General features: G+C 62.6%; 20 protein-coding genes and 1 tRNA gene. 13 read left to right on the top strand and 8 right to left on the bottom strand.

What is annotated here, in order from left to right:
• Positions 1-76 precede the first annotated feature (76 nt).
• Complete coding sequence (locus IVB19_RS36715) at positions 77-883, top strand: undecaprenyl-diphosphate phosphatase (RefSeq protein WP_026233013.1); 807 nt, start codon at positions 77-79, stop codon at positions 881-883.
• Between the two features lie 33 nt (positions 884-916).
• On the opposite strand, the gene IVB19_RS36710 is transcribed toward IVB19_RS36715, so the two are convergent.
• Entirely contained in the window at positions 917-1,882 is a 966-nt protein-coding gene (locus tag IVB19_RS36710; RefSeq protein WP_018455737.1) for a complex I NDUFA9 subunit family protein, read from the bottom strand.
• A 163-nt stretch (positions 1,883-2,045) separates the two neighbouring features.
• Here IVB19_RS36710 and IVB19_RS36705 point away from each other — a divergent pair.
• Together IVB19_RS36705 and IVB19_RS36700 are read left to right on the top strand one after the other, a co-directional pair.
• Positions 2,046-2,132 (top strand) — tRNA-Leu (locus tag IVB19_RS36705).
• Between the two features lie 44 nt (positions 2,133-2,176).
• Positions 2,177-2,362, top strand: coding sequence for a hypothetical protein (locus IVB19_RS36700; protein WP_157642950.1), 186 nt, complete (start codon positions 2,177-2,179; stop codon positions 2,360-2,362).
• On the opposite strand, the gene IVB19_RS36695 is transcribed toward IVB19_RS36700, so the two are convergent.
• Positions 2,349-2,741 carry a lysozyme inhibitor LprI family protein gene (locus IVB19_RS36695; RefSeq protein ID WP_247413098.1) on the bottom strand — a complete coding sequence of 131 codons (393 nt, stop codon included), beginning with the start codon at positions 2,739-2,741 and terminating at the stop codon, positions 2,349-2,351. The two genes, IVB19_RS36700 and IVB19_RS36695, sit on opposite strands and share 14 nt — an antisense overlap.
• Before the next feature lie 868 nt (positions 2,742-3,609).
• On the opposite strand from IVB19_RS36695, the gene IVB19_RS36690 reads away from it, so the two are divergent.
• From IVB19_RS36690 to IVB19_RS36645, 10 genes are all read left to right on the top strand, one after another.
• Positions 3,610-5,133: a hypothetical protein gene (locus IVB19_RS36690; protein WP_018455739.1), complete on the top strand. Its 1,524-nt coding sequence runs from the start codon at positions 3,610-3,612 to the stop codon at positions 5,131-5,133.
• 147 nt (positions 5,134-5,280) lie between these two features.
• The gene (locus IVB19_RS36685) at positions 5,281-5,895 is read left to right on the top strand and encodes a ribonuclease D (RefSeq protein WP_007598566.1); all 615 of its coding nucleotides are present in this window, start codon (positions 5,281-5,283) and stop codon (positions 5,893-5,895) included.
• A gap of 144 nt (positions 5,896-6,039) precedes the next feature.
• On the top strand, positions 6,040-6,768 hold the full coding sequence (lptC, locus tag IVB19_RS36680) for an LPS export ABC transporter periplasmic protein LptC (RefSeq protein ID WP_018455740.1): 729 nt from the start codon (positions 6,040-6,042) through the stop codon (positions 6,766-6,768).
• A 5-nt stretch (positions 6,769-6,773) separates the two neighbouring features.
• Positions 6,774-7,484 carry an LptA/OstA family protein gene (locus tag IVB19_RS36675; RefSeq protein ID WP_026233014.1) on the top strand — a complete coding sequence of 237 codons (711 nt, stop codon included), beginning with the start codon at positions 6,774-6,776 and terminating at the stop codon, positions 7,482-7,484.
• 266 nt (positions 7,485-7,750) lie between these two features.
• Positions 7,751-8,749 carry an LPS export ABC transporter ATP-binding protein gene (lptB, locus tag IVB19_RS36670; protein ID WP_018455742.1) on the top strand — a complete coding sequence of 333 codons (999 nt, stop codon included), beginning with the start codon at positions 7,751-7,753 and terminating at the stop codon, positions 8,747-8,749.
• Between the two features lie 90 nt (positions 8,750-8,839).
• Positions 8,840-10,453, top strand: coding sequence for an RNA polymerase factor sigma-54 (gene rpoN, locus IVB19_RS36665; RefSeq protein WP_247295847.1), 1,614 nt, complete (start codon positions 8,840-8,842; stop codon positions 10,451-10,453).
• Between the two features lie 81 nt (positions 10,454-10,534).
• Positions 10,535-11,152, top strand: a complete 618-nt coding sequence (gene hpf, locus IVB19_RS36660; RefSeq protein ID WP_026233016.1) for a ribosome hibernation-promoting factor, HPF/YfiA family — start codon at positions 10,535-10,537, stop codon at positions 11,150-11,152.
• 238 nt (positions 11,153-11,390) lie between these two features.
• Positions 11,391-11,852 (top strand): PTS IIA-like nitrogen regulatory protein PtsN, encoded by a 462-nt coding sequence (gene ptsN / locus IVB19_RS36655; RefSeq protein ID WP_018455745.1) that lies wholly within the window; start codon positions 11,391-11,393, stop codon positions 11,850-11,852.
• A 449-nt stretch (positions 11,853-12,301) separates the two neighbouring features.
• Positions 12,302-13,435, top strand: coding sequence for an O-antigen ligase family protein (locus IVB19_RS36650; protein WP_018455746.1), 1,134 nt, complete (start codon positions 12,302-12,304; stop codon positions 13,433-13,435).
• Entirely contained in the window at positions 13,432-14,454 is a 1,023-nt protein-coding gene (locus tag IVB19_RS36645) for a glycoside hydrolase family 5 protein (protein ID WP_247295991.1), read from the top strand. The genes IVB19_RS36650 and IVB19_RS36645 overlap by 4 nt, the downstream gene beginning before the upstream one ends.
• Positions 14,455-14,619: 165 nt before the next feature.
• Here the strand turns inward: IVB19_RS36645 and IVB19_RS36640 are convergent, their stop codons facing one another.
• The 6 genes from IVB19_RS36640 to ugpB form a co-directional block, all read right to left on the bottom strand.
• On the bottom strand, positions 14,620-14,892 hold the full coding sequence (locus IVB19_RS36640) for a BQ00720 family protein (protein ID WP_007598581.1): 273 nt from the start codon (positions 14,890-14,892) through the stop codon (positions 14,620-14,622).
• Between the two features lie 51 nt (positions 14,893-14,943).
• The gene (locus tag IVB19_RS36635) at positions 14,944-15,369 is read right to left on the bottom strand and encodes an Hsp20 family protein (RefSeq protein ID WP_026233018.1); all 426 of its coding nucleotides are present in this window, start codon (positions 15,367-15,369) and stop codon (positions 14,944-14,946) included.
• Positions 15,370-15,651: 282 nt separating this feature from the next.
• Positions 15,652-16,731: a sn-glycerol-3-phosphate import ATP-binding protein UgpC gene (locus tag IVB19_RS36630; protein WP_018455749.1), complete on the bottom strand. Its 1,080-nt coding sequence runs from the start codon at positions 16,729-16,731 to the stop codon at positions 15,652-15,654.
• 5 nt (positions 16,732-16,736) lie between these two features.
• Complete coding sequence (gene ugpE / locus IVB19_RS36625; RefSeq protein ID WP_018455750.1) at positions 16,737-17,585, bottom strand: sn-glycerol-3-phosphate ABC transporter permease UgpE; 849 nt, start codon at positions 17,583-17,585, stop codon at positions 16,737-16,739.
• Complete coding sequence (gene ugpA, locus IVB19_RS36620) at positions 17,585-18,466, bottom strand: sn-glycerol-3-phosphate ABC transporter permease UgpA (RefSeq protein WP_018455751.1); 882 nt, start codon at positions 18,464-18,466, stop codon at positions 17,585-17,587. The genes ugpE and ugpA overlap by 1 nt, the downstream gene beginning before the upstream one ends.
• Before the next feature lie 47 nt (positions 18,467-18,513).
• Positions 18,514-19,830, bottom strand: a complete 1,317-nt coding sequence (ugpB, locus tag IVB19_RS36615; protein WP_247338287.1) for a sn-glycerol-3-phosphate ABC transporter substrate-binding protein UgpB — start codon at positions 19,828-19,830, stop codon at positions 18,514-18,516.
• Position 19,831 lies beyond the last annotated feature (1 nt).

Below are 19,831 nucleotides of genomic sequence, written 5' to 3'. Positions count from 1 at the left end.
CCGCATTTTGCGATTGCAGCAAGGGAGCGGATGGGCGAGAAGAGCCCCGCTTTTCCAGCCGAAATGGACCGTAAATATGTCAGATGCAATACGGGCAGTGATCCTCGGCATCATCGAGGGTGTGACCGAGTTCCTTCCCGTGTCCTCGACCGGCCATTTGCTGCTTGCTGAGCGCTTTTTCCATCTCGGCGAAGGCGCGTTCTGGGATTCGTTTACGGTCCTGATCCAGCTCGGCGCGATCCTCGCGATCGTCGTGTTGTACTTCAAGAAATTGTGGGACGTCGCGATCGGGATGTTCACGGGTGACGTCTATGCACGCCGCTTCGTGATCGGCGTGCTGGTGGCGTTCCTTCCCGCCGTCATCGTCGGTCTCGTCGGCGGCAAATACATCAAGAGTCTGCTGTTCAATCCCTGGGTGGTGTGCTTCTCGCTGATCGTCGGCGGCGCCATCCTGCTCTGGGTCGACAAGCTCGATCTCAAGGCGCGCGAGCATGACGCCACCCGGTTTCCGCTGCTGATGTATCTTTACATCGGTATCGCGCAGTGTCTGGCGATGATCCCGGGCGTGTCGCGCTCCGGTGCAACCATTGTCTCCGCCATGCTGCTCGGGGCCGATAAGCGCGCGGCGGCGGAGTTCTCGTTCTTCCTCGCCATTCCCACCATGATCGGCGCGTTCGCCTACGATTTCTACAAGAACCGCTCCGAGATGACGATGGACCACATGGGCATCGTCGCGATCGGCTTCGTGGTGTCGTTCGTCACCGCCATCATCGTGGTGAAGACGTTCCTGGAATACGTCACCCGCCACGGCTTCGTGGTGTTCGCCTGGTGGCGCGTGATCGTCGGCACCCTCGGCCTGATCGCGCTGGCACTGGGGCGGTAACCCCGAACTTCAAACAATTGACTGCGGGGATGGTTACGCGCTCTTGCGCTGGAATTGCCCGGCGGCGCGGAAACGCCAGAGATATTGCGGGGCGATCGCTTCAAGCGAGTCGGGCGCGATGCCGAGGCCTTCCAGCGTTAGCCCAGCGGCCTTCGCCGCGTCCGACACGACATTGTCGCGCGCGAGCAGCGTGACCTGGTCCGGCGTCAGCTTCAGCGCGCCCGGCGCGAATTGCAGGAAGTTGGCCTTGAAGCGGGCGAGGCCAAACGGCAGCGGCATCAGCATCGGCTTGCGATCGGCAATCGCGAGAATGGCCTCGATGATCTCGCGCATGGTCAGGACTTCCGGGCCGCCGAGCTCGTAGGTCGCGCCCGCCTTGGCCTTGCCGTCGACGGCATCCGCGACCGCGGTGGCGACGTCGCCGACATAGACCGGCTGCATCTTCGTGTCGCCGCCGATCAGCGGCAGCACCGGCGACATCCGCGCCAGCGCCGCGAAGCGGTTGGTGAATTGGTCCTCGGGGCCGAACATCACGGAGGGGCGGAAGATCGTCGCCGACGGCACCGCGGCCAGGACCGCGGCTTCTCCGGCCGCCTTGGCCCTGGCATAGCGCGAGGGCGATTCCGCGTCGGCGCCGATCGCCGAGACATGGATCAGCTGTGCCCCCGCGGCCGCGGCCGCCTTGGCGATGGTCTCGGCGCCCTTGGCCTGGACGGCGTCAAAACTCTGCGCGCCACCCTCGGCGAGGATGCCGACCAGATTGATCACGATCTGCGAATCACGCAGTGCCGCCTCAATCGAGGCCGGATAACGGACATTCGCCTGCACGGTGTGGACCTGCCCGACCTTGCCGGAGGGCTGGAGGTACCCGGCCAGCTCCGGCCGCCGCACCGCGACCCGGACCCGGTAGTCGCGCCGGCACAGCGCGCGGACGACATTCCGGCCCAAAAACCCCGATCCGCCGAAAACCGTGACGAGCGTGTCCAGATTCGATGCCATGGGATCCATTCCTGGGGTCCATATCCTGCGGGAAGAGTGCGTCTCGTCAGGCTTGTATCGGGCCGGTTTGCGATGCGCAATCCGCATCCCGAAGCGGGGTTCAAGCATGAATTGACAACCGCGTCACCGAACCGTAGTAACCGCCTCCGTGCCTAACCGGCATGCCCAGGTGGTGGAATTGGTAGACGCGCTGGCTTCAGGTGCCAGTGGCTTAACGGCCGTGAAGGTTCGAGTCCTTTCCTGGGCACCATCTCCTACTCAAGCGATTGAAATCGCTTTTGCAGGGAATTTGAGTTGCTGACCGGTACTCAAAACCGAGGCACGGCGATCGCAGGCGATCTGGAGGCTGGCTTCAGTCGTTCAGGCAAGCGCTACGCGCCGACGTCCACCGCGCTCGCGGCCGAAGCCGTCATCGCTATGTGGGAAAAGGTCGGCAAAGCTGATGACCCCAAGCGCCTAAGAGGTCTCAATGCTCGTTGACCGCGGCGCCGAGCTTGATCAGGCTCAGCGAGCGGTTCGCGGTCTCGCGCAGGCGGCAGTAGCTCGCGCTGCCCCGGTACATGCCGGGATCGACCTTGTCGAAGACCGCGCAGAAGCCATCACGCGACGCGGCGAAAGTTTTCTGCGAGTCATTGACCGCCTTGATCGCGTCGGCGAACCCGCCGGCCTGAACCTTCTTTAGCGCCTCATTGGTTTTCTGCGTCCAAATGGCGAGTTCGCGCGCCGCGCAGGCTTTCCATTTGGCGACATCGTCATTCGCGCCCTCTGCCGCTTTGATGCAGGGGTCGGCGACGAGCCCAACGCACGCGCCGCCGAAACCGCCGGTTTTCTCCGCGGTCTTCAGGCAGCCATCGATCACCGCAAGTTCGGCTGGCGCGATGCCTTGGGCGAAAGCCATCGATGCGATCGGGAGGCTTGCGGCGAGCATCGCGACGGCAAGTTTGAGCTTCATTGGAGATCTCCGTTCGACGCATCGAAAATATGGAACAGAACACCACTGCGAGCGCATGAAGCTCAGCGAGACGGTAGACCGGCGGATGTGGCGGAAGGGCCGGACGGCGAGTGCGAAGGGAAAACGAGGGGGTATGCGGCTTCGGCTACGCCCTCTCCAATCAATGCCTTTGATGTGCCTTGACCTGACTTACGGGATTTTCGACCAATAGGTGATACATGCAACTTTGGTCATCGAAGGCCCAGCGTTGGTTCACCTGAATGTGGAACAGGAGCTACGCTGACGAATAATGACGGCGGGACCGCTTAAGGCACGCACTGGCGATCTCCACGCTGCGCGGTCGCGGTCTCGCGGGCCTCCATTTGGACAACTGAAGGTGACGATCGAGTCTTTTCCTGGGCACCACACCCAACCCAGGTCGTTGAATCGCTCCCGCCGGTGAGACCACCTCCGCCCCCGAAGCCGGTGACTGCGCCGCCGCCGCTGCCGAAACCGGTAGCTGAAGCGATTTCGGGCATTTTCCAGCAATGCCATTAATAACAGCTCGGGGATGAGACGATGCAGGTCCGCTTCGAAGATTTCCAAGTGTAAACAGCTGCTTGGGAGACCTCGGAAGCCCGCCGTTGAGCGGAATTTCATTCCGCCAATCCCCCCTCGGTTGCATCGTCCGAATTTACCCCGCTTTAGACAAACTAGCTCTTAGTCAGCGGGCAGGCTCGCATCCGGCCGTCGGCGAGCGCGGAGCCATCGGGCTCGCTTTATCGTGGGGGAAGCGGTGGATCAGCATCAGGTCTGGCACGAGCCGGCATTCGACAAGGCTGCGAACGCGATCAGCCCGTTTCTCCTGAGATCGGGAATTTATCTGTTCCTGATCTCGTTCATCTGCCTGTTCTACGTCTTGAACGCGCCGCTTCTGCTCGGCCATTACGATCTGGGCTGGCATCTGGCGGCCGGAGATATCATCCGGGAGCGCAACGCCATCCCGCTCCACGACCCCTGGTCGTTCACCCACGGCGACAAGCCATGGCTCAATCTGTCCTGGCTCTGGGACGCGCTTGCCAGTGCGACGTTTCAATACGCAGGCTTTGGCAGCCTCGTCCTGCTGACGGTGGCCTGCGGCGCAGCGATCGTCGGCATCCTGACCGCGATCTCTCTCGGCTACGGCGCGTCGGCGATCGCGGTCTGCGTCTCGGTCTTCTTGGCCTGCCTGCTCTATCCCGCTTACGAAGCTTCGCCGAACATGTATCTCGCGGTCTCGCCGAATACATGCACGATGTTGTTCTGCGTCGTCTTCTATCGCGAATGCCTGCGACGAACGCGATGGTTCGTGCTTCCCGTGTTGATGGTGCTCTGGGCCAATCTGCATGGCGGTTTTCTGCTCGGCTTTTTCGTGATCGGCGTCTTCTGCGGCGGCGCCGTGCTCAGAGGGGCCTGGGCCGAGCTCCGGATCCTTGCTCTCGCGGGGATCGGGTGCCTTGCCGCGACCTCCATCAATCCGCTCGGCTGGAATATCTATGCCGGTGCCGCCGCGACGATGGGGCACTTCGTCCAGGGCAATATCGGCGAATGGCTGTCCTACTATCACAACATGGAAATGCCGGGCAGCATTCCCGGCATCCTGTACATGCTGGCCTTCGTCGCGCTCGAGCTTCGCTACAGAAACTCCAGACCGATCCCGCTCGAGCCGAGATTGATGTCCTGGCTGTTTCTGATTCTGGGACTGTATCAGTTCAGGTACATCGCTTTCTTCTTCATTTTCTCGACCGCGCCGATGGCGCTTCACCTCAGCCGCTTGCTGCCTGAGCGTCTCACCGGTCGGGACGTGAGGGGAGCGTTGCTGGCCGCCGGCATCGTCGGTCTCGGCACCCTGCCGATGGCCTATTTGAACGTTGCACCGGCGCTCGCACTTCCGCCGATGCTGTCGAGTGAAGATGCCGGCTATCTGCGAAAGCATCTCGCAGGTCGGCGGGTCCTGAACAATTGGAACGTCGGCGGCTACCTGATCTTCGCGACGCACGGCACCGTCCCCCCATTCGTCGACGGTCGCGCCGCGACCGCCTATCCGGACGATTTGCTGCGCGACTATTTCAAGCTGGTGAGCTGGGAGATCGACGAAGCCGCGTGGGACATGGTGCTCGACAAATACCGGATCGACGCCGTGCTGTGGGTCAAGGCGCACGAACAGCTGCGGCGATTTCTGGTGGAGCGGCGAGGCTGGCGCGAGCAATACACCGGCGCTTACGAGACCGTTTACGTCAGGCCGCAATCCGGTTTCGCCGGCGAAGCCAAAAGACAATGACGACCAGCGCCGCGGCTCTGTATGACCAGCCGCGCCTGATGCTTGCGCCGGCGGCTGCCAGCGGATACATCGCGGCCGGCCCTCGCCAGCGTCTGTGCCGGGGATTAGCCTGCAAAGCGCACCGATTCGATTGAGGTTTGAAACGCCATGACCGTACGCCTGCACCGCGGCGACCTGCCCGATCTGTCCCGCTATACCGGAGCGGTGGCGATCGACACCGAGACCATGGGCCTGAACCCGCATCGCGACCGGCTCTGCGTGGTGCAGCTCTCACCCGGCGACGGCAGCGCGGACGTGGTGCAGATCCCCAAAGGTCATACCGACGCGCCGAACTTGAAGGCGCTTTTGGCCAATCCCGCGAACACGAAAATCTTCCACTTTGCGCGGTTCGACGTCGCGGTGCTGTACCAGACGTTTGGTGTCATGACCGGGCCGATCTACTGCACCAAGATCGCCTCCCGCCTGATCCGCACCTATACCGACCGCCATGGCCTCAAGGACCTCGTGCGCGAGGTGCTCAATGTCGACCTCTCCAAGCAGCAGCAATCGAGCGATTGGGGTTCCGACAGCCTGACCGAGCCGCAGCTCGCCTACGCCGCCTCCGACGTGCTGCATCTGCACGGCTTGCGCGAGCGGCTCGATGCCATGCTGGCGCGGGAAGGCCGCACGGCGCTGGCCAAAGCCTGTTTCGACTTCCTGCCGACCCGCGCTTTGCTCGATCTCCAGGGCTGGGCCGAAGAGGACATTTTCGCGCATTCCTAGAGTTTAGCGCGGCGGCCAAGCTGGGCGGTCGCCCCGTTTCAGACACTTTCGTAACGGCCTGTCGCGGGCTGCATATTTTGGCGTTGCCGGCTACAATGGGGCGCCCGCCAGCCGGACAAGGCGAGCGACACCTCAGGAGCCCAGGTGAATTCGGCCCACAATGTCACCTACGACGCCGCGCTCGCGGCGAAGTTCGCCAGCGCGGCGCGCCACAGCCGCCTGGTGCGGATTCTGCGCATCGCGGTGCCGACGACAGTGGCCGCGGCCATGGGTCTGCTCGTCCTCATCTCGACCATTTTCAACCCGTTCCAGATCCCCGTGAAGCTCGACTCCGGAAATCTCGTGGTCACTGGCACGAAGATCACGATGGAATCGCCGCACATGTCCGGCTTCACGCCGGACCAGCGGCCCTACGAGCTCTGGGCCAAGACCGCGACCCAGGACATCACCGATCCCGATCATGTCGATCTCCATGATTTGCGCGCGAAGGTGCTGATGGAAGACCAATCGACCCTGTTCCTCGATGCCCGCACTGGACGGTTCGACAACAAGCAGCAGCAGCTCGACCTGCACAAGGACATCTTCCTGCGCACCTCGACCGGCTACGAGGCGCGGCTGAACTCGGCCTTCGTCGACATGGGCAAGGGCACGGTCTCCTCGGACGAGCATGTCGACGTCAAGCTGACCAACGGAACGCTGACGGCCGATCGGCTGCGGATCACGGAAGGCGGCGACGTCATCCGCTTCGAAGGGAATGTGGTGATGCACCTCGACAAGCTGGACGATCCTGCCGCCACTCAGCCCGCGCCGACTGAACCCGCGCCGGCTGCGAAGACACGTACGCCCCAGAACAAGTCCGCCAATTCAAAGTGATTTTCATGATCAGGTTTTTTCCGCGCAACGACGGCAAGCGGCGCGTCATCCCGGGTGCGGCCGCGCTCGCCGTCGGCATCGCACTGGTCGCAACGGGTGCGGCGATCGCGCAGAGCACGATGCAAGGCGTGCCCAACGCGATGCAGGGCTTCTCGCAGAACCGCGATCAGCCGATCCAGATCGAGGCCGCCTCGCTCGAGATGCGCGACAAGAAGAAGGAAGCGACGTTTTCCGGCAATGTGAAGGTCATTCAGGGCGACACCACCATGACCTCGAAGACGCTGGTGGTGTTTTACGATTCGGGCGGCGACAAGCCGGCCGCGCCACAGCCTGCGGCAAAGGCGACCAAGGGGGCGCCGATGCAGTCGGCGACGCCGGGACCGGGCGGCAACTCCTCGATCAAGCGACTGGAGGCGCGCGGCAATGTCGTCGTCACCCAGAAGGACCAGGTGGTCACGGGCGAGACCGCCGTGTTCGACACCCGCACCAACCTCATCACCATGCTCGGGGGCGTCGTCTTGACGCAGTGCAAGAACGTGCTGCGCGGCGACCGGCTGGCGGTCGACATGACCACGGGCGTGTCGCGTGTGGAATCCGATAGCGGCCGGGTGCAGGCGCTGCTGCCGCAGGGCGGCGGCAATGATTGCGGATCCGGAGGCGCGGGCAAGCCCGGCGCGGGACCTCTGCAATTGCCTGGCGCAACTAAACCCAAATAAGTCAGCGTAGACCCAAGCCCGTCAAAGTAAATTTGAAGAATGATTTCAGACGCTTGGGTCGATCATCGCCGATCCGAGGTTGAAGCTTGCGCGCCGAGACTGTATCTAGCGCGAAGGGCTTTCGAAGCGGGGTTCGCCGCTTTTCGGGCGTGTTTCACTGGGCATGAGACATCCCTTCATTCATGCTGCGTCGGCGAATCCTGAAGCCGGCGTGGCAGATCGCGCGAAGACCGCGCAGGATCGTCGCGAAAGGCTAGAAGGCGGGGATGGTCGATCTCTTCAGCATGTTCCGTCGGCGCCCCGCCAAACGCGGCCGGCCAGGATTTGCGCGCCAGGACATCACCGCGCTCGCTGACAGCGTCGGCGGCCTCGTGGCCAGCCCTGTCAGGGACGCGCCGCCGATCGCCCGTAACCAGCCGATGCACGCACCCGATCAGTTCCAAGGGGACTATCAAGCCGAGCAGCCCCGGGCCCAGGCGGTTCATCCCGTGAGGGCTGCCGGCAGGCCCAACGGTTCCGGCGGGCCTCAGCTCTTGAAGCGGCCGGGCTTCCTGGCTGTGCATAGCGTGGAAAAGAGTTTTGGCAGCCGCCAGGTCGTGCGCGGCGTCAGCATCTATGTGCGCCGTGGCGAAGCGGTCGGCCTGCTCGGCCCCAACGGCGCCGGCAAGACCACCGTGTTCTACATGATCACCGGCCTGATCAAGGCCGATCGCGGCGCGATCGAGCTCGACGGCCACGACGTCACCAAGCTGCCGATGTATCAGCGCGCGCGGCTCGGGATCGGCTATCTGCCGCAGGAGGCCTCGATCTTCCGCGGTCTCACCGTCGAGCAGAACATCCGCGCCGTGCTCGAAGTGGTCGAGCCGTCGCGCAAGAAGCGCGAGCAGCAGCTCGACTCGCTGCTCGACGAATTCAACATCACGCGCCTAAGGAAATCGCCGTCGATTGCGTTGTCCGGCGGTGAGCGGCGCCGCGTCGAGATCGCGCGCGCACTGGCGACGCGTCCGAACTACATGCTGCTCGACGAGCCCTTTGCCGGCATCGATCCGATCGCGGTCGGCGACATCCAGGACCTCGTCCGCCATCTCACCAACCGCGGCATCGGCGTGCTGATCACCGACCACAATGTGCGCGAGACGCTCGGCCTCACCGATCGCGCCTACATCGTCTATGCCGGTGAGATCCTGACCGAGGGGAGCCCGGATGAGATCGTCGCCGATCCGGACGTGCGCCGCCTTTACCTTGGCGAGGAATTCCGCCTCTAGCCCGTTTTTCCAATTCGTCAAGACGTGTACATCGGGCTTGGACTAGGATAAGCAAAAATCGGACCAACTTTTGGGATCGGTTCTTGCTTCATGGCGCTTTCGCAGAGATTAGAGTTCCGGCAATCGCAGTCGCTGGTCATGACGCCGCAGTTGATGCAGGCGATCAAGCTGCTGCAATTGTCCAATCTCGATCTCACGACGTTCGTCGAAGAGGAACTCGAGCGTAATCCCCTGCTGGAACGGGCCAATGACGAGCCGCCCGCGGGCGAGGGCCCGGCCGAGACCGGCCAGTTCAATGACAGCGACGGCGGCCACAACGACGAGCCGGGCGGCGGCCCGGGCGAAGCCTTCGAGCCCGGCCAGGAAGAGTGGATGAGCAAGGATCTCGGCACCCGCGCCGAGATCGAGCAGACCATGGACACCGGGCTGGACAACGTCTTCTCCGAGGAACCGGCCGAGGCGGCCGCGCGCAACGCCCAGGATGCGGCGCCGACCACCTACACCGAATGGGGCGGCGGCGCCTCCGGTGACGAGGACTACAATCTCGAAGCCTTTGTCGCCGCGGAGACCACGCTCGGCGACCATCTCGCCGAGCAGCTCTCGGTTGCCTTCACCGGGGCCGCGCAGCGCATGATCGGCCAGTATCTGATCGACCTCGTCGACGAAGCCGGCTACCTGCCGCCGGATCTCGGGCAGGCCGCCGAACGGCTGGGCGCATCGCAACAGGACGTCGAGAACGTTCTTGCCGTACTGCAGAAATTCGATCCGCCCGGCGTCTGCGCGCGCAATTTGAGCGAATGCCTGGCGATCCAGCTCCGCGAGCTCGACCGTTACGATCCCGCGATGCAGGCCCTGGTCGAGCATCTCGACCTCCTCGCCAAGCGCGACATCGGAGCCTTGCGCAAGGTTTGCGGCGTCGACGATGAGGACATCGCCGACATGATCGGCGAGATCCGCCGGCTCAATCCCAAGCCCGGCATGAAGTTCGGCACGGCCCGGCTCCAGACCATGGTGCCCGATGTCTATGTCCGCCCGGGACCCGATGGCGGCTGGCATGTCGAGCTCAACAGCGACACCTTGCCGCGCGTGCTGGTCAACCAGACCTACTATTCGCAGCTCTCGAAGAAGATCGGCAAGGACGGCGACAAATCGTATTTCACCGATGCGCTTCAGAACGCGACCTGGCTGGTGCGTGCGCTCGACCAGCGCGCCCGCACCATCCTGAAAGTCGCAACCGAAATCGTGCGCCAGCAGGACGGCTTCTTCATCCATGGTGTGGCGCATCTGCGACCGCTGAATCTGAAGGCCGTCGCCGACGCCATTCAGATGCATGAATCCACGGTGTCGCGCGTCACCGCCAACAAATACATGGCGACCAATCGCGGCACGTTTGAGCTGAAATATTTCTTCACGGCCTCGATTGCATCGGCCGATGGCGGCGAGGCTCATTCGGCCGAAGCCGTGCGCCACCACATCAAGCAGCTGATCGATGCGGAGGCGCCCTCCTCGATCCTGTCCGACGACACCATCGTGGAACGCTTGCGCGGCTCGGGCATTGATATCGCCCGCCGCACGGTCGCGAAGTACCGCGAAGCCATGCGCATTCCTTCCTCGGTGCAACGCCGTCGCGACAAGCAGAGCGCTCTTGGTAACGTCGTCTCCACCGCCATGGCCGATCGCTCCCGCAATCCCGAACCGGCCTGATTGCGCCGGCGCGAAATCGCGCTACTCTCGATCTGCTATCGGGCCCAAATCCAGGCCAGGCACGAACCAAGTGAGGTTCACATGACTCTCCGCATCTCGGGAAAGAGCGTCAACGTCGGCGAGGCCCTGCGCGGCCGCGTCAACGACCGGACTGAAGAGGTCCTGCGCAAATATTTCGACGGCAATTACTCTGGTCACATCACGCTGAGCAAGGACGGCTTCGGCTTCCGCACCGACTGTGCGCTGCATCTTGATTCGGGAATCACGCTCGAGGCCGATTCCAACGCACCGGACGCCTATGCCAGTGCCGACCAGGCGCTGGTGATGATCGAGAAGCGGCTCAAGCGCTACAAGAGCCGGCTCAAGGATCGCTCCGCCCGCAAGGCCCATGTCGCCTCCGCGGCGCTGGCCGCGATGGATGCCACCAGCTACGTGCTGGAGGCACCGGGCGAGGGTGAGGATGAGGACGAGATCACCGGCTACAGCCCCGTCATCATCGCCGAGGCCACCACCTCGCTGAAGCCGCTGTCCGTGAGCGAAGCGGTCATGGAACTCGACCTCAGCGGGGCGCCCTGCCTGGTGTTTCAGCACGGCTCCTCCGGCCGGGTGAACATCATTTACCGCCGGGCCGACGGCAATGTCGGCTGGATAGACCCCCCGGGGGTCAAGACGGACGGCAAGGTGGGTGGCAAGGCGTGAGGCCGTCGGGCGACGCTCTGGGGGCCCCGCGCCGGGGCCCCTTTCCGCCTTAACAATGACCGGGGCAAAGCTGCACGCGGGAGTTGGCACCGGGATTGCGTTGGAGTAGAAGCCCCCCACATCAGGGGCGAGCTAAGTCCGCCTCCTGCTTCATCTTCTTGACGTCGGCCCGCCCAGGTTCTTTGTCCAGGCTGGCCAATTCGGAACCTGACGTTTTCATTCACCTCGGAAAACTTCCATGCCGATTACCGATCTGGTCGCGCCCGAGGCGATTCTCCCGGCATTGAAGGTCAACAGCAAGAAGCAGGCGCTTCAGGAACTCGCGGCCAAGGCCGCCGAGTTGACCGGGCAGAACGAGCGTTCCGTGTTCGAGGTACTCCTGCAACGCGAGAAGCTCGGCACCACCGCGGTCGGCTACGGCGTCGCCATTCCCCACGGCAAGCTGCCCAAGCTGGAAAAGATCTTCGGCATGTTCGCCCGCCTCGATCGCCCGATCGATTTCGAATCGATGGACGGCCAGCCGGTCGATCTCGTCTTCCTGCTGCTCGCCCCCGAAGGCGCCGGTGCCGATCACCTCAAGGCGCTGGCCCGCATCGCCCGCCTGCTCCGCGACCAGGACATCGCCAAGAAGCTCCGCGCCTCGCGCGATGCCCAGGCGATCTATTCGGTGCTCGCGCTGCCGCCGGCGACCGCGGCGTAACTCCCCTCCTTCTTGCAGGATAAGGCCCGATCGATTCTGGCACCTGGATTGCGCGGCGCGCAGCAATCTCGTCATGCTCATCTTGATCTCGAAGGTAGAAGACGCGAATATCTTCCCGTTTGAGACGTAGGGCATAGGGGCGGCCCTCACATCGTTAAGGGCCGTTCGCCGTTATGGACTGAGTGCACGTGACTGGGAATGGAAGGGCGCCGCTGCACATCGGTGCCGGGGCGGAAGAGCGGCCCGCGGCCGTGCTTCAGGGTGGTCAGCTTGGCGCCGGACTGCATACCGCAGCGGACTCCGATGCATATGAAAGCGCGATCTGGAAAGCGCCAAGCGCCGGCGTGGAACGGCTGGCCAGAAACGTGATCCGCAGCTCGATCACCCTCAACGTGGTCGCATCAATGGGTGTTCTTCACCCCGCATTACTACCTTCAGAGTGGAGCTATGTGCAGCAGGCGGTCGCGCTGCTGATGTGGATCGTCTCGATCTATGCCAGTGTCTTCGTACGGCCGCGGGTCCGGATCCAGCCCAATCCAGATCTCATCGCGTTGGTCACATTTTATGCCCTCGCGGCCGTTTCCGTTCTCTGGACCACGCTTTCCATCGCAGCGATCATGAAGAGCGTTGCACTTGTGGTGACGACTTTCGGTGCGTATTGCCTCATCACGCGTATCGACATCGACGAGATCGTCGGATCCACGGCGCTTGGGCTGTTCGTTCTGGTCGCCGCCTCGGCGTTGTGCGCCGTCTTCGTGCCCGAGATCGGCGTCGACCAGAGCTGGATGCACAACGGCCAGTGGCAAGGAATCTACGAATCGAAGCAGACGCTCGGCTTTATCAGCGCATATCTGATGTTCTTTGCCTGTTATCAGAAGATCACGGGGCAGGGATGGATTGCATTCCTCGTGTCGCTTGTTCTGGCATCGACCTGCGTCATCGCCTCGGAGTCGCGTGGTGCCGGCGCTGTCGCATTCGCGGCGGGCGGGCTGCTCGTGACTTCCATGTGGTCGATCCGCTGCATGAAAATCTATGCGGTGTTGCCATTCATCATGTGCATCCTGGCCGCTCTGCTGATGCTGTATTTTTACGTGACGGGGTACGATTCCATCCATCTCGGCGAGGCGACCGTCGATTTGACCGAGCGGACCTTCATTTGGCAGTACGCCATCGGCCATTTCAACGATGCGCCGCTGCTGGGCTTCGGCATCAACGGATTCTGGACGCGCCCCGCGATCTACGACTATTTCAACCAGAATCATGGCTGGGTGCTCGACAATTATCATAGCGGTTACATCGCGGTCGCGATTGAAACTGGATTTCTGGGATATTTGCTGTTCGTCACGAGCGTTTATCTGTTCTCGGAAAAGGTCCTCTATTTGATCGCCACCCGGTCGATCGATCGGTATCACTGCGCGCTGATCATCGGCTTCGTCGTCCTGAGCTTTCAATCGAACTTCACGGAGACGATGTTTCTTCGCTCGACAATGTTCACGTCGGTGCTGCTCGTCGCATTCTTCTTCGCAGTGTGCAGGCCGGTGCCCCAGCAGGGGCCTGCAGCAATGACGGGGCAAACAGGATGAATGCCATCCGCGTCCGCTGGACGATAGCCTTTCGTCTTGTCTTGGCACTATCCGTGCTTCCGATCTGCTTCCGGACCGAGGCAGCCGGACAGGCCAACACGCCCCCTGCTCCAAAATTGGGGCGCGGCATCAACATCCTCGGCTACGACGGCGTCTGGGAGGGAGGCCGAAACGCGCCATTTCGTCTGGACAACCTCACTGCGATCAGACGCGCCGGGTTCTCGCACGTTCGGATAAATTTCTTCGGCTTTAGATTCATGAATCCGGAGAAGGTAATGGATGAAGTCGTCTTGAGGCGGCTCGATGGCGTCATCGAGGAAGTGCTCGCCCGAAATCTCATCCCCATCCTGGACGAGCACGATACCCATGTTTGTCAGCGCGACATCTCCGAGTGCACAGACAAGCTGAAATCGTTCTGGACCCAAATCGCCGCGCGCTACGCCGGGAAATATCCAGCACTTGTCTTCGAGGTCCTCAACGAGCCGGGCGGGCAGATGTCGTCCACCGGCTGGAACGGCCTTCTGAACGAGTGCCTCAGCATCATCCGCGCCACCAATCCCCGGCGGACGGTCATCGCTTCGGTTCTCAACGTCGACGAGATGCCGGTCGAGGACCTGGTCCTGCCGTCGGATGACCGGAATCTGATCGTCACGTTTCACTATTACGCGCCGATCCGTTTCACCCATCAGGGCGCACCGTGGTCGCCCACATTCTCGCGAATCGGCCCGCTCGACTGGGGTACCCCGGAGGATAAACAGAAGGCCCGCGCCGATTTCGAGAAGATTCGGTCCTGGTCCCAAAGAGAAAAGCGCCCGATCTATCTCGGCGAGTTCGGCGTGTACGAGGCCGCTCCAGCCGAAGCACGGACCAGATATCTGTCATTCGTGGCGCGGAGCGCAGAGCGGCTTGGCTGGGCTTGGGCCTATTGGCAGTTCGATCATGATTTCGCGGCCTTCGACAGCGCGCGTCAAGCCTGGAAGCCGGACATCCTGCGGGCACTGCTTCCGGCCGGGCGTTGAGGTGCATCCGGGACGCGAGCCATCGCCGCACACTGCCTCATTGCGAGCGAGCGAAGCAATCCAAAATCTTGCCACGGAAAGATTCTGGATCCCCCAAAGCAAACGGGCACGCCTTCCTGCGAAGGCATGCCCGCTTGAAACCCTATTCGTGCGACGCGCGCGTGCTCAGTGCACGCTCACCGCTTGCAGCTCGTTGCTCCAGGCGTTGGCGATTGCGGCTTCGCGGCTGTCGGTCAGCATGATCGGCGTGCCGTCGGCGGCGTGGAGCGCGAAGAGCTTGAGGCCCGGCGCGATCTTCGGCGCTTCGGGAAACAGGCCCGGCACATCCTCAGAGCGGATCTGCTTCACATAGGCGATATGGCCTTCGCCGAGGGTTGCCAGCGTTTCCGGCGAGACGTTCTTGGCTTCGTATTCGAACGCAACGTGACCTTCACTCATGGTCTCGACTCCTCTCTCGAAACTAAGCGGTCGAGTCCGCTACTCGTTCCATTATTCGTGCTCATTGATAGCGATTGTCTTAACGATCCTCTCCGGTTCCGGCCGGGCAAGATCGATCGCCAGCAATCCGTTCTTCAGATCCGCACCCAGCACCAGCATCCCCTCCGCCAGCACGAAAGTGCGCTGGAAGTGGCGCGCGGCGATGCCGCGATGGATGTATTGCCGGGTCTTGTCGTCCTGCTGCCGCCCGCGAATGACGAGCTGGTTTTCCTCAATGGTTACATCGAGTTGGTCGCGGGTGAATCCGGCGACCGCCAGCGTGATCCGCAGACGCTCGGGCTGGCCCTCCGACCGGTCGCACCTCTCGATATTGTAGGGAGGGTAACCGTCGGCGCCTTTGACAACCCGATCGAGCACGCGCTCGATCTCGTCGAAGCCCAGAAGGAAGGGACTGGAAAGCATGGGAACACGAGACATAGTTTACAAAGTCCTCTCGAAGCGACTTTGGTGCATCAGGGCCCGTACAGGCACCCCTTGATCAGCAATATGGGCATATCCGCGTGTGGGTTCAAGGACGTAGCCGGGGCTGTGGACTGGCAGCTCACCCGCAAAAGCTGACTTGTCGCCATGGCGCGAAACGCCTGCCACAAGCCGGCCCGACGAAATTGCGGTGTGATTTTTCTCAACAAAAACAAACCCCCTTCTACTGTGCATGGGGTTGTTTTCGCGTTTTTTAATCGACGGCCCAGCGGAACCCGATCAGGCCTCGATCCGCGTCCGCCCATCGCCGCTGAACAGATGCAGCTTTTGGCGCATTGCTGCGACGCGGATCTTCTCGCCGATCGGAGGCGCCTCTGAGCCGGGAATGCGGACGATGACCTCGCCGGGCGGCAGTTCGCCGGGGTTGGCGGCGATGCGCTGCTCGTCCTGAGCCCGCGTGCCGTAAACGAAGGTTTCAGCGCCGACGCGCTCGATCGCTTCCACGGTGAGCGGAAGGGCGACGCCGCCGGCCGGGCTCTGGTCGGTGATGACGAAATCCTCCGGGCGAATGCCGAGGATGCCGGCGTCGGTGCTGCCGAGCTGCGACTTGATCTCGTCGGCGCGAATCGACATCAGATTCATCGGTGGCGCGCCGATGAAGGAGGCGACGAAAGTCGTCGCCGGCTTCTCGTAGATCGCCAAGGGATTGCCGACCTGCTCGACCTGGCCGCCATTCATCACCACGAGAATGTCGGCGAGCGTCATCGCCTCGAGCTGGTCGTGGGTGACGTAGATCGACGTGGTGTTGAGCCGGCGCTGCAATTTGCGGATCTCGACCCGCATCGCGATGCGGAGTTTGGCGTCAAGATTGGAGAGCGGCTCGTCGAACAGAAACACCTTCGGCTGGCGCACGATGGCGCGGCCCATGGCGACGCGCTGGCGCTGGCCGCCGGAGAGCTGGCGCGGCTTGCGCTCCAGCATCGAGGTGAGCTCGAGCACGCGGGCGGCTTCGTCGACGCGGGTCTTGACCTCGGCCTCCTTCATGCCGCGGTTGCGCAGGCCGTAAGCCATGTTGTTGAAGACGCTCATATGCGGATAGAGCGCGTAGTTCTGGAACACCATCGCGATGTCGCGGTCGGCGGGCTCGATCTGGTTGACGATGCGGCCGCCGATGTCGATCTCGCCGCCGGTGACGGTTTCGAGGCCTGCGACCATGCGCAGCAATGTCGACTTGCCGCAGCCGGAGGGCCCGACCAGCACGCAGAACTGGCCGTCGCCGACATCGACGTTGACGCCCTTGATGGCCTCGAAGCCGCCGGGATAGGTTTTGCGGACGTTGCGCAGGGTGACGTTAGCCATGGGATTTACTTTTCCGTCTCCACGAGTCCGCGCACGAACAGTTTCTGCATCACGACGACGACGAACACCGGCGGCAGCATCGCGAGCACGGCCGTCGCCATCACGATCGGCCATTCGGTCAGCGCGTCGGTGGTGGTGATCATCTTGCGGATGCCGACCTGGATGGTCTGCATGTCGTCGCGGGTGGTGATCAGCAGCGGCCAGAGATATTGATTCCAGCCGAGGATGAAGAGGATCACGAACAGCGCCGCCATGTTGGTGCGCGACAGCGGCAGCAGCGTATCCCAGAAGAAGCGCAGGGGACCGGCGCCGTCGATGCGCGAGGCCTCCAGCAGCTCGTCCGGCACCGTCATGAAGAACTGGCGAAACAGCAGCGTCGCGGTGGCGGAGGCGATCAGCGGCAGTGACAGGCCCGCATAGCTGTCGAGCATGTGCAGATCGGCGACGATCTTGTAGGTCGGATAGATGCGCACCTCGACCGGCAGCATCAGCGTGATGAAGATGATCCAGAAGATCGGCATCCGGAAGGGAAAGCGGAAATAGACGATCGCGTAGGCCGAGATGATCGAGATCGCGATCTTGCCGACCGCGATCAGCAGCGCCATCACCAGCGAGTTCAGCATCATGTTGCCGACGGGCTCGCGGGTCGATCCGCTCGTGCCGACGAAAATGGTCTGGTAGTAGACCTCGAAGAAATGGCCGCCCGGCAGCAGCGACATTTGCCCGTTGGCGATCAGCGCGTTGTCCTGGGTCGAGGCGACGAACGCGATGTAGACGGGGAAGGCGACGACCGCGATCCCGATCCAGAGGATGATGTGGGCGATGTTGCGCCGGAAGCCCTCTTCCTCGACCATCAGTAGGTCACCTTGCGTTCGACGAACCGGAACTGGATTCCGGTGAGCACGATGACCATGACCATCAGGATCACCGACTGCGCCGCCGAGCTGCCGAGATTGCCGCCGAGCAGGCCGTCGGAATAGACCTTGTAGACCAGCGTGACCGTCGACGTTCCGGGGCCGCCGCGGGTCATCGTGTCGATGATGCCGAACGTGTCGAAGAAGGCGTAGACGATGTTGACCACCAGCAGGAAGAAGATGGTCGGCGACAGCAACGGGAAGGTCACGGTCCAGAACCGCCGCATCGGACGGGCGCCGTCGATCGCGGCGGCCTCGAACACGCTCTTTGGGATCGCTTGCAGGCCGGCGAGGAAGAACAGGAAATTATAGGAGATCTGCTTCCACGCGGCGGCGAGGATGATCAGCGCCGCGGCCTGGTCGCCGTCGAGCAGCGGATTCCAGTCGACGCCCATATTGCGCAGATAGCGCGAGAGCACGCCGAGCGAGGGATGCAGCATGAAGATCCAGAGCACGCCGACCACGGGCGGTGCCACCGCATAGGGCCAGATCAGGAGCGTGCGGTAGAGCATCGAGCCACGCAGCGGCTTGTCCGCCATCACGGCGAGCAGCAGCGCAAAGGACAGCGACGAGACGGCGATGGCGAACGAGAACAAGAAGGTCCGGACGATCGCCTCGAAATAGGCTGCGTCCTTGAACAGCTCGACGTAATTCTCGAACCAGACAAAGGTGGTCGACAGACCGAACGCATCCTGGAGCAGGAAGGACTGGATCACCGCCTGCAGGGCCGGCCAATAGAAGAAAATCAGGACGATCGCGAGCTGCGGCGCAACCAGCGCGTACGGTAACAGTCTTGACTGGAAGATGGCTTGCTTTTGCATGATGCCAGCAGAGCGGCAGGCCGGGTCGCGGCCTGCCGCTCATTGCCTCACTTGACGGCGGTCTTTTCGAACTGCCGCAGCATCGTGTTGCCGCGCTCGACGGCGGCATCGAGCGCCTGCTTGGCGCTCTTCTTGCCGGCCAGCGCTTGCTCAATCTCTTCCGACCAGACGTCACGCAGCTGCACCATGTTGCCGAGGCGCAGACCGCGCGAATTCTCGGTCGGCTCCTTGTTGGTCAGCTCGAGCAGCGGGGTCTCGAGATAGGGCTGATCCTTGTAGAAGCCTTCTTCCTTCGCCTTGGCGTAGGCCGCCTTGGTGATCGGCAGGTAGCCGGAGGCCTTGTGGATGTAGACCTGGCGATCGGTGTCGGAGAGGAAGGTCAGGAATTTCGCGACGCCCTTGTATTCCTCGGCCGACTTGCCGCCCATCACCCACAGCGAAGCGCCGCCGATGATCGAGTTCTGCGGTGCGCCCTTGACGTCGGGATAATACGGCATCGGCACGGCGGTGAAGTTGAACTTGGCCTGCGCCTTGACGTTGCCGAAGAAGGCCGACGAGGTCAGGTAGATCGGGCACTCGCCCGAAGTGAAGCGGCCTTCGCCGGTGTTGGTGCGGCCGGCGTAGTCATAGGTCTTGGTCTTCTGCAGCTCGACCAGGGTTTCGAGATGCTTGACCTGAAGCGGTCCGTTGAACTCGAGCACGGTGTCGAAGCCGTCGAGGCCGTTGGCCTTGCTGGCGAGCGGCACGTTGTGCCACGCCGAGAGCTGCTCGAGATTGACCCACGTGATCCAGGAGCCCGAGAAGCCGCAGGTGTCATGACCGGCAGCCTTCAGCTTCTTGGCGGCCTCGAACGTTTCGGGCCAGGTCTTCGGGATCTCTACGTTCGCCTTCTTCAGCTCGTCGAGGTTCACCCACATCACGGTCGAGGACGAGTTGAAAGGGAAGGACAGCATCTCGCCCTTCGACGTCGAATAATAACCGGTGATGGCGGGCAGGTAGATCTTGGGGTCGAACTTCTCGCCGGCGTCGGCCATCAGCTTGTAGACGGGCTTCACGGCGCCGGTCGCGGCCATCATGGTCGCGGTGCCGACTTCGAACACCTGCATGATGTGCGGGGCGTTGCCGGCGCGGAACGCCGCGATGCCGGCGTTCATCGTATCGGGATAGTTGCCCTTGTAGGTCGGGATCACCTTGTAGTCGCTCTGCGACGCGTTGAAGTCGGTGGCGAGCTTGACGATGACGTCGTTGTTGGCGCCGGTCATCGCGTGCCACCACTGGATTTCGGTCACGGCCAAGGCCGGCGAGGCCGATAGTCCAACCGTGAGTGCAATAGCGGCAGCCGCTCCAAAATGTCGAAGAGCCATC

Origin of the sequence: Bradyrhizobium sp. 187 (genome assembly GCF_023101005.1) — a bacterium.
GTDB classification, from domain to species: Bacteria; Pseudomonadota; Alphaproteobacteria; order Rhizobiales; family Xanthobacteraceae; genus Bradyrhizobium; species Bradyrhizobium canariense_D.
The sequence above is the reverse complement of the archived record's forward strand: the minus strand, read 5'-3'. Positions and strand labels throughout refer to the sequence as shown.

Bases quoted from the DNA above. Each gene is read 5' to 3' on its own strand.
- IVB19_RS36645 (WP_247295991.1), top strand. From the start codon at position 13,432: ATGAATGCCATCCGCGTCCGCTGGACGATAGCCTTTCGTCTTGTCTTG.
- IVB19_RS36710 (WP_018455737.1), bottom strand. From the start codon at position 1,882: ATGGCATCGAATCTGGACACGCTCGTCACGGTTTTCGGCGGATCGGGG.
- ptsN (WP_018455745.1), top strand. From the start codon at position 11,391: ATGCCGATTACCGATCTGGTCGCGCCCGAGGCGATTCTCCCGGCATTG.
- ugpB (WP_247338287.1), bottom strand. From the start codon at position 19,830: ATGGCTCTTCGACATTTTGGAGCGGCTGCCGCTATTGCACTCACGGTT.
- hpf (WP_026233016.1), top strand. From the start codon at position 10,535: ATGACTCTCCGCATCTCGGGAAAGAGCGTCAACGTCGGCGAGGCCCTG.
- IVB19_RS36630 (WP_018455749.1), bottom strand. From the start codon at position 16,731: ATGGCTAACGTCACCCTGCGCAACGTCCGCAAAACCTATCCCGGCGGC.
- rpoN (WP_247295847.1), top strand. From the start codon at position 8,840: ATGGCGCTTTCGCAGAGATTAGAGTTCCGGCAATCGCAGTCGCTGGTC.
- IVB19_RS36675 (WP_026233014.1), top strand. From the start codon at position 6,774: ATGATCAGGTTTTTTCCGCGCAACGACGGCAAGCGGCGCGTCATCCCG.
- IVB19_RS36640 (WP_007598581.1), bottom strand. From the start codon at position 14,892: ATGAGTGAAGGTCACGTTGCGTTCGAATACGAAGCCAAGAACGTCTCG.
- ugpA (WP_018455751.1), bottom strand. From the start codon at position 18,466: ATGCAAAAGCAAGCCATCTTCCAGTCAAGACTGTTACCGTACGCGCTG.
- IVB19_RS36685 (WP_007598566.1), top strand. From the start codon at position 5,281: ATGACCGTACGCCTGCACCGCGGCGACCTGCCCGATCTGTCCCGCTAT.
- IVB19_RS36635 (WP_026233018.1), bottom strand. From the start codon at position 15,369: ATGTCTCGTGTTCCCATGCTTTCCAGTCCCTTCCTTCTGGGCTTCGAC.
- ugpE (WP_018455750.1), bottom strand. From the start codon at position 17,585: ATGGTCGAGGAAGAGGGCTTCCGGCGCAACATCGCCCACATCATCCTC.
- lptB (WP_018455742.1), top strand. From the start codon at position 7,751: ATGGTCGATCTCTTCAGCATGTTCCGTCGGCGCCCCGCCAAACGCGGC.
- IVB19_RS36715 (WP_026233013.1), top strand. From the start codon at position 77: ATGTCAGATGCAATACGGGCAGTGATCCTCGGCATCATCGAGGGTGTG.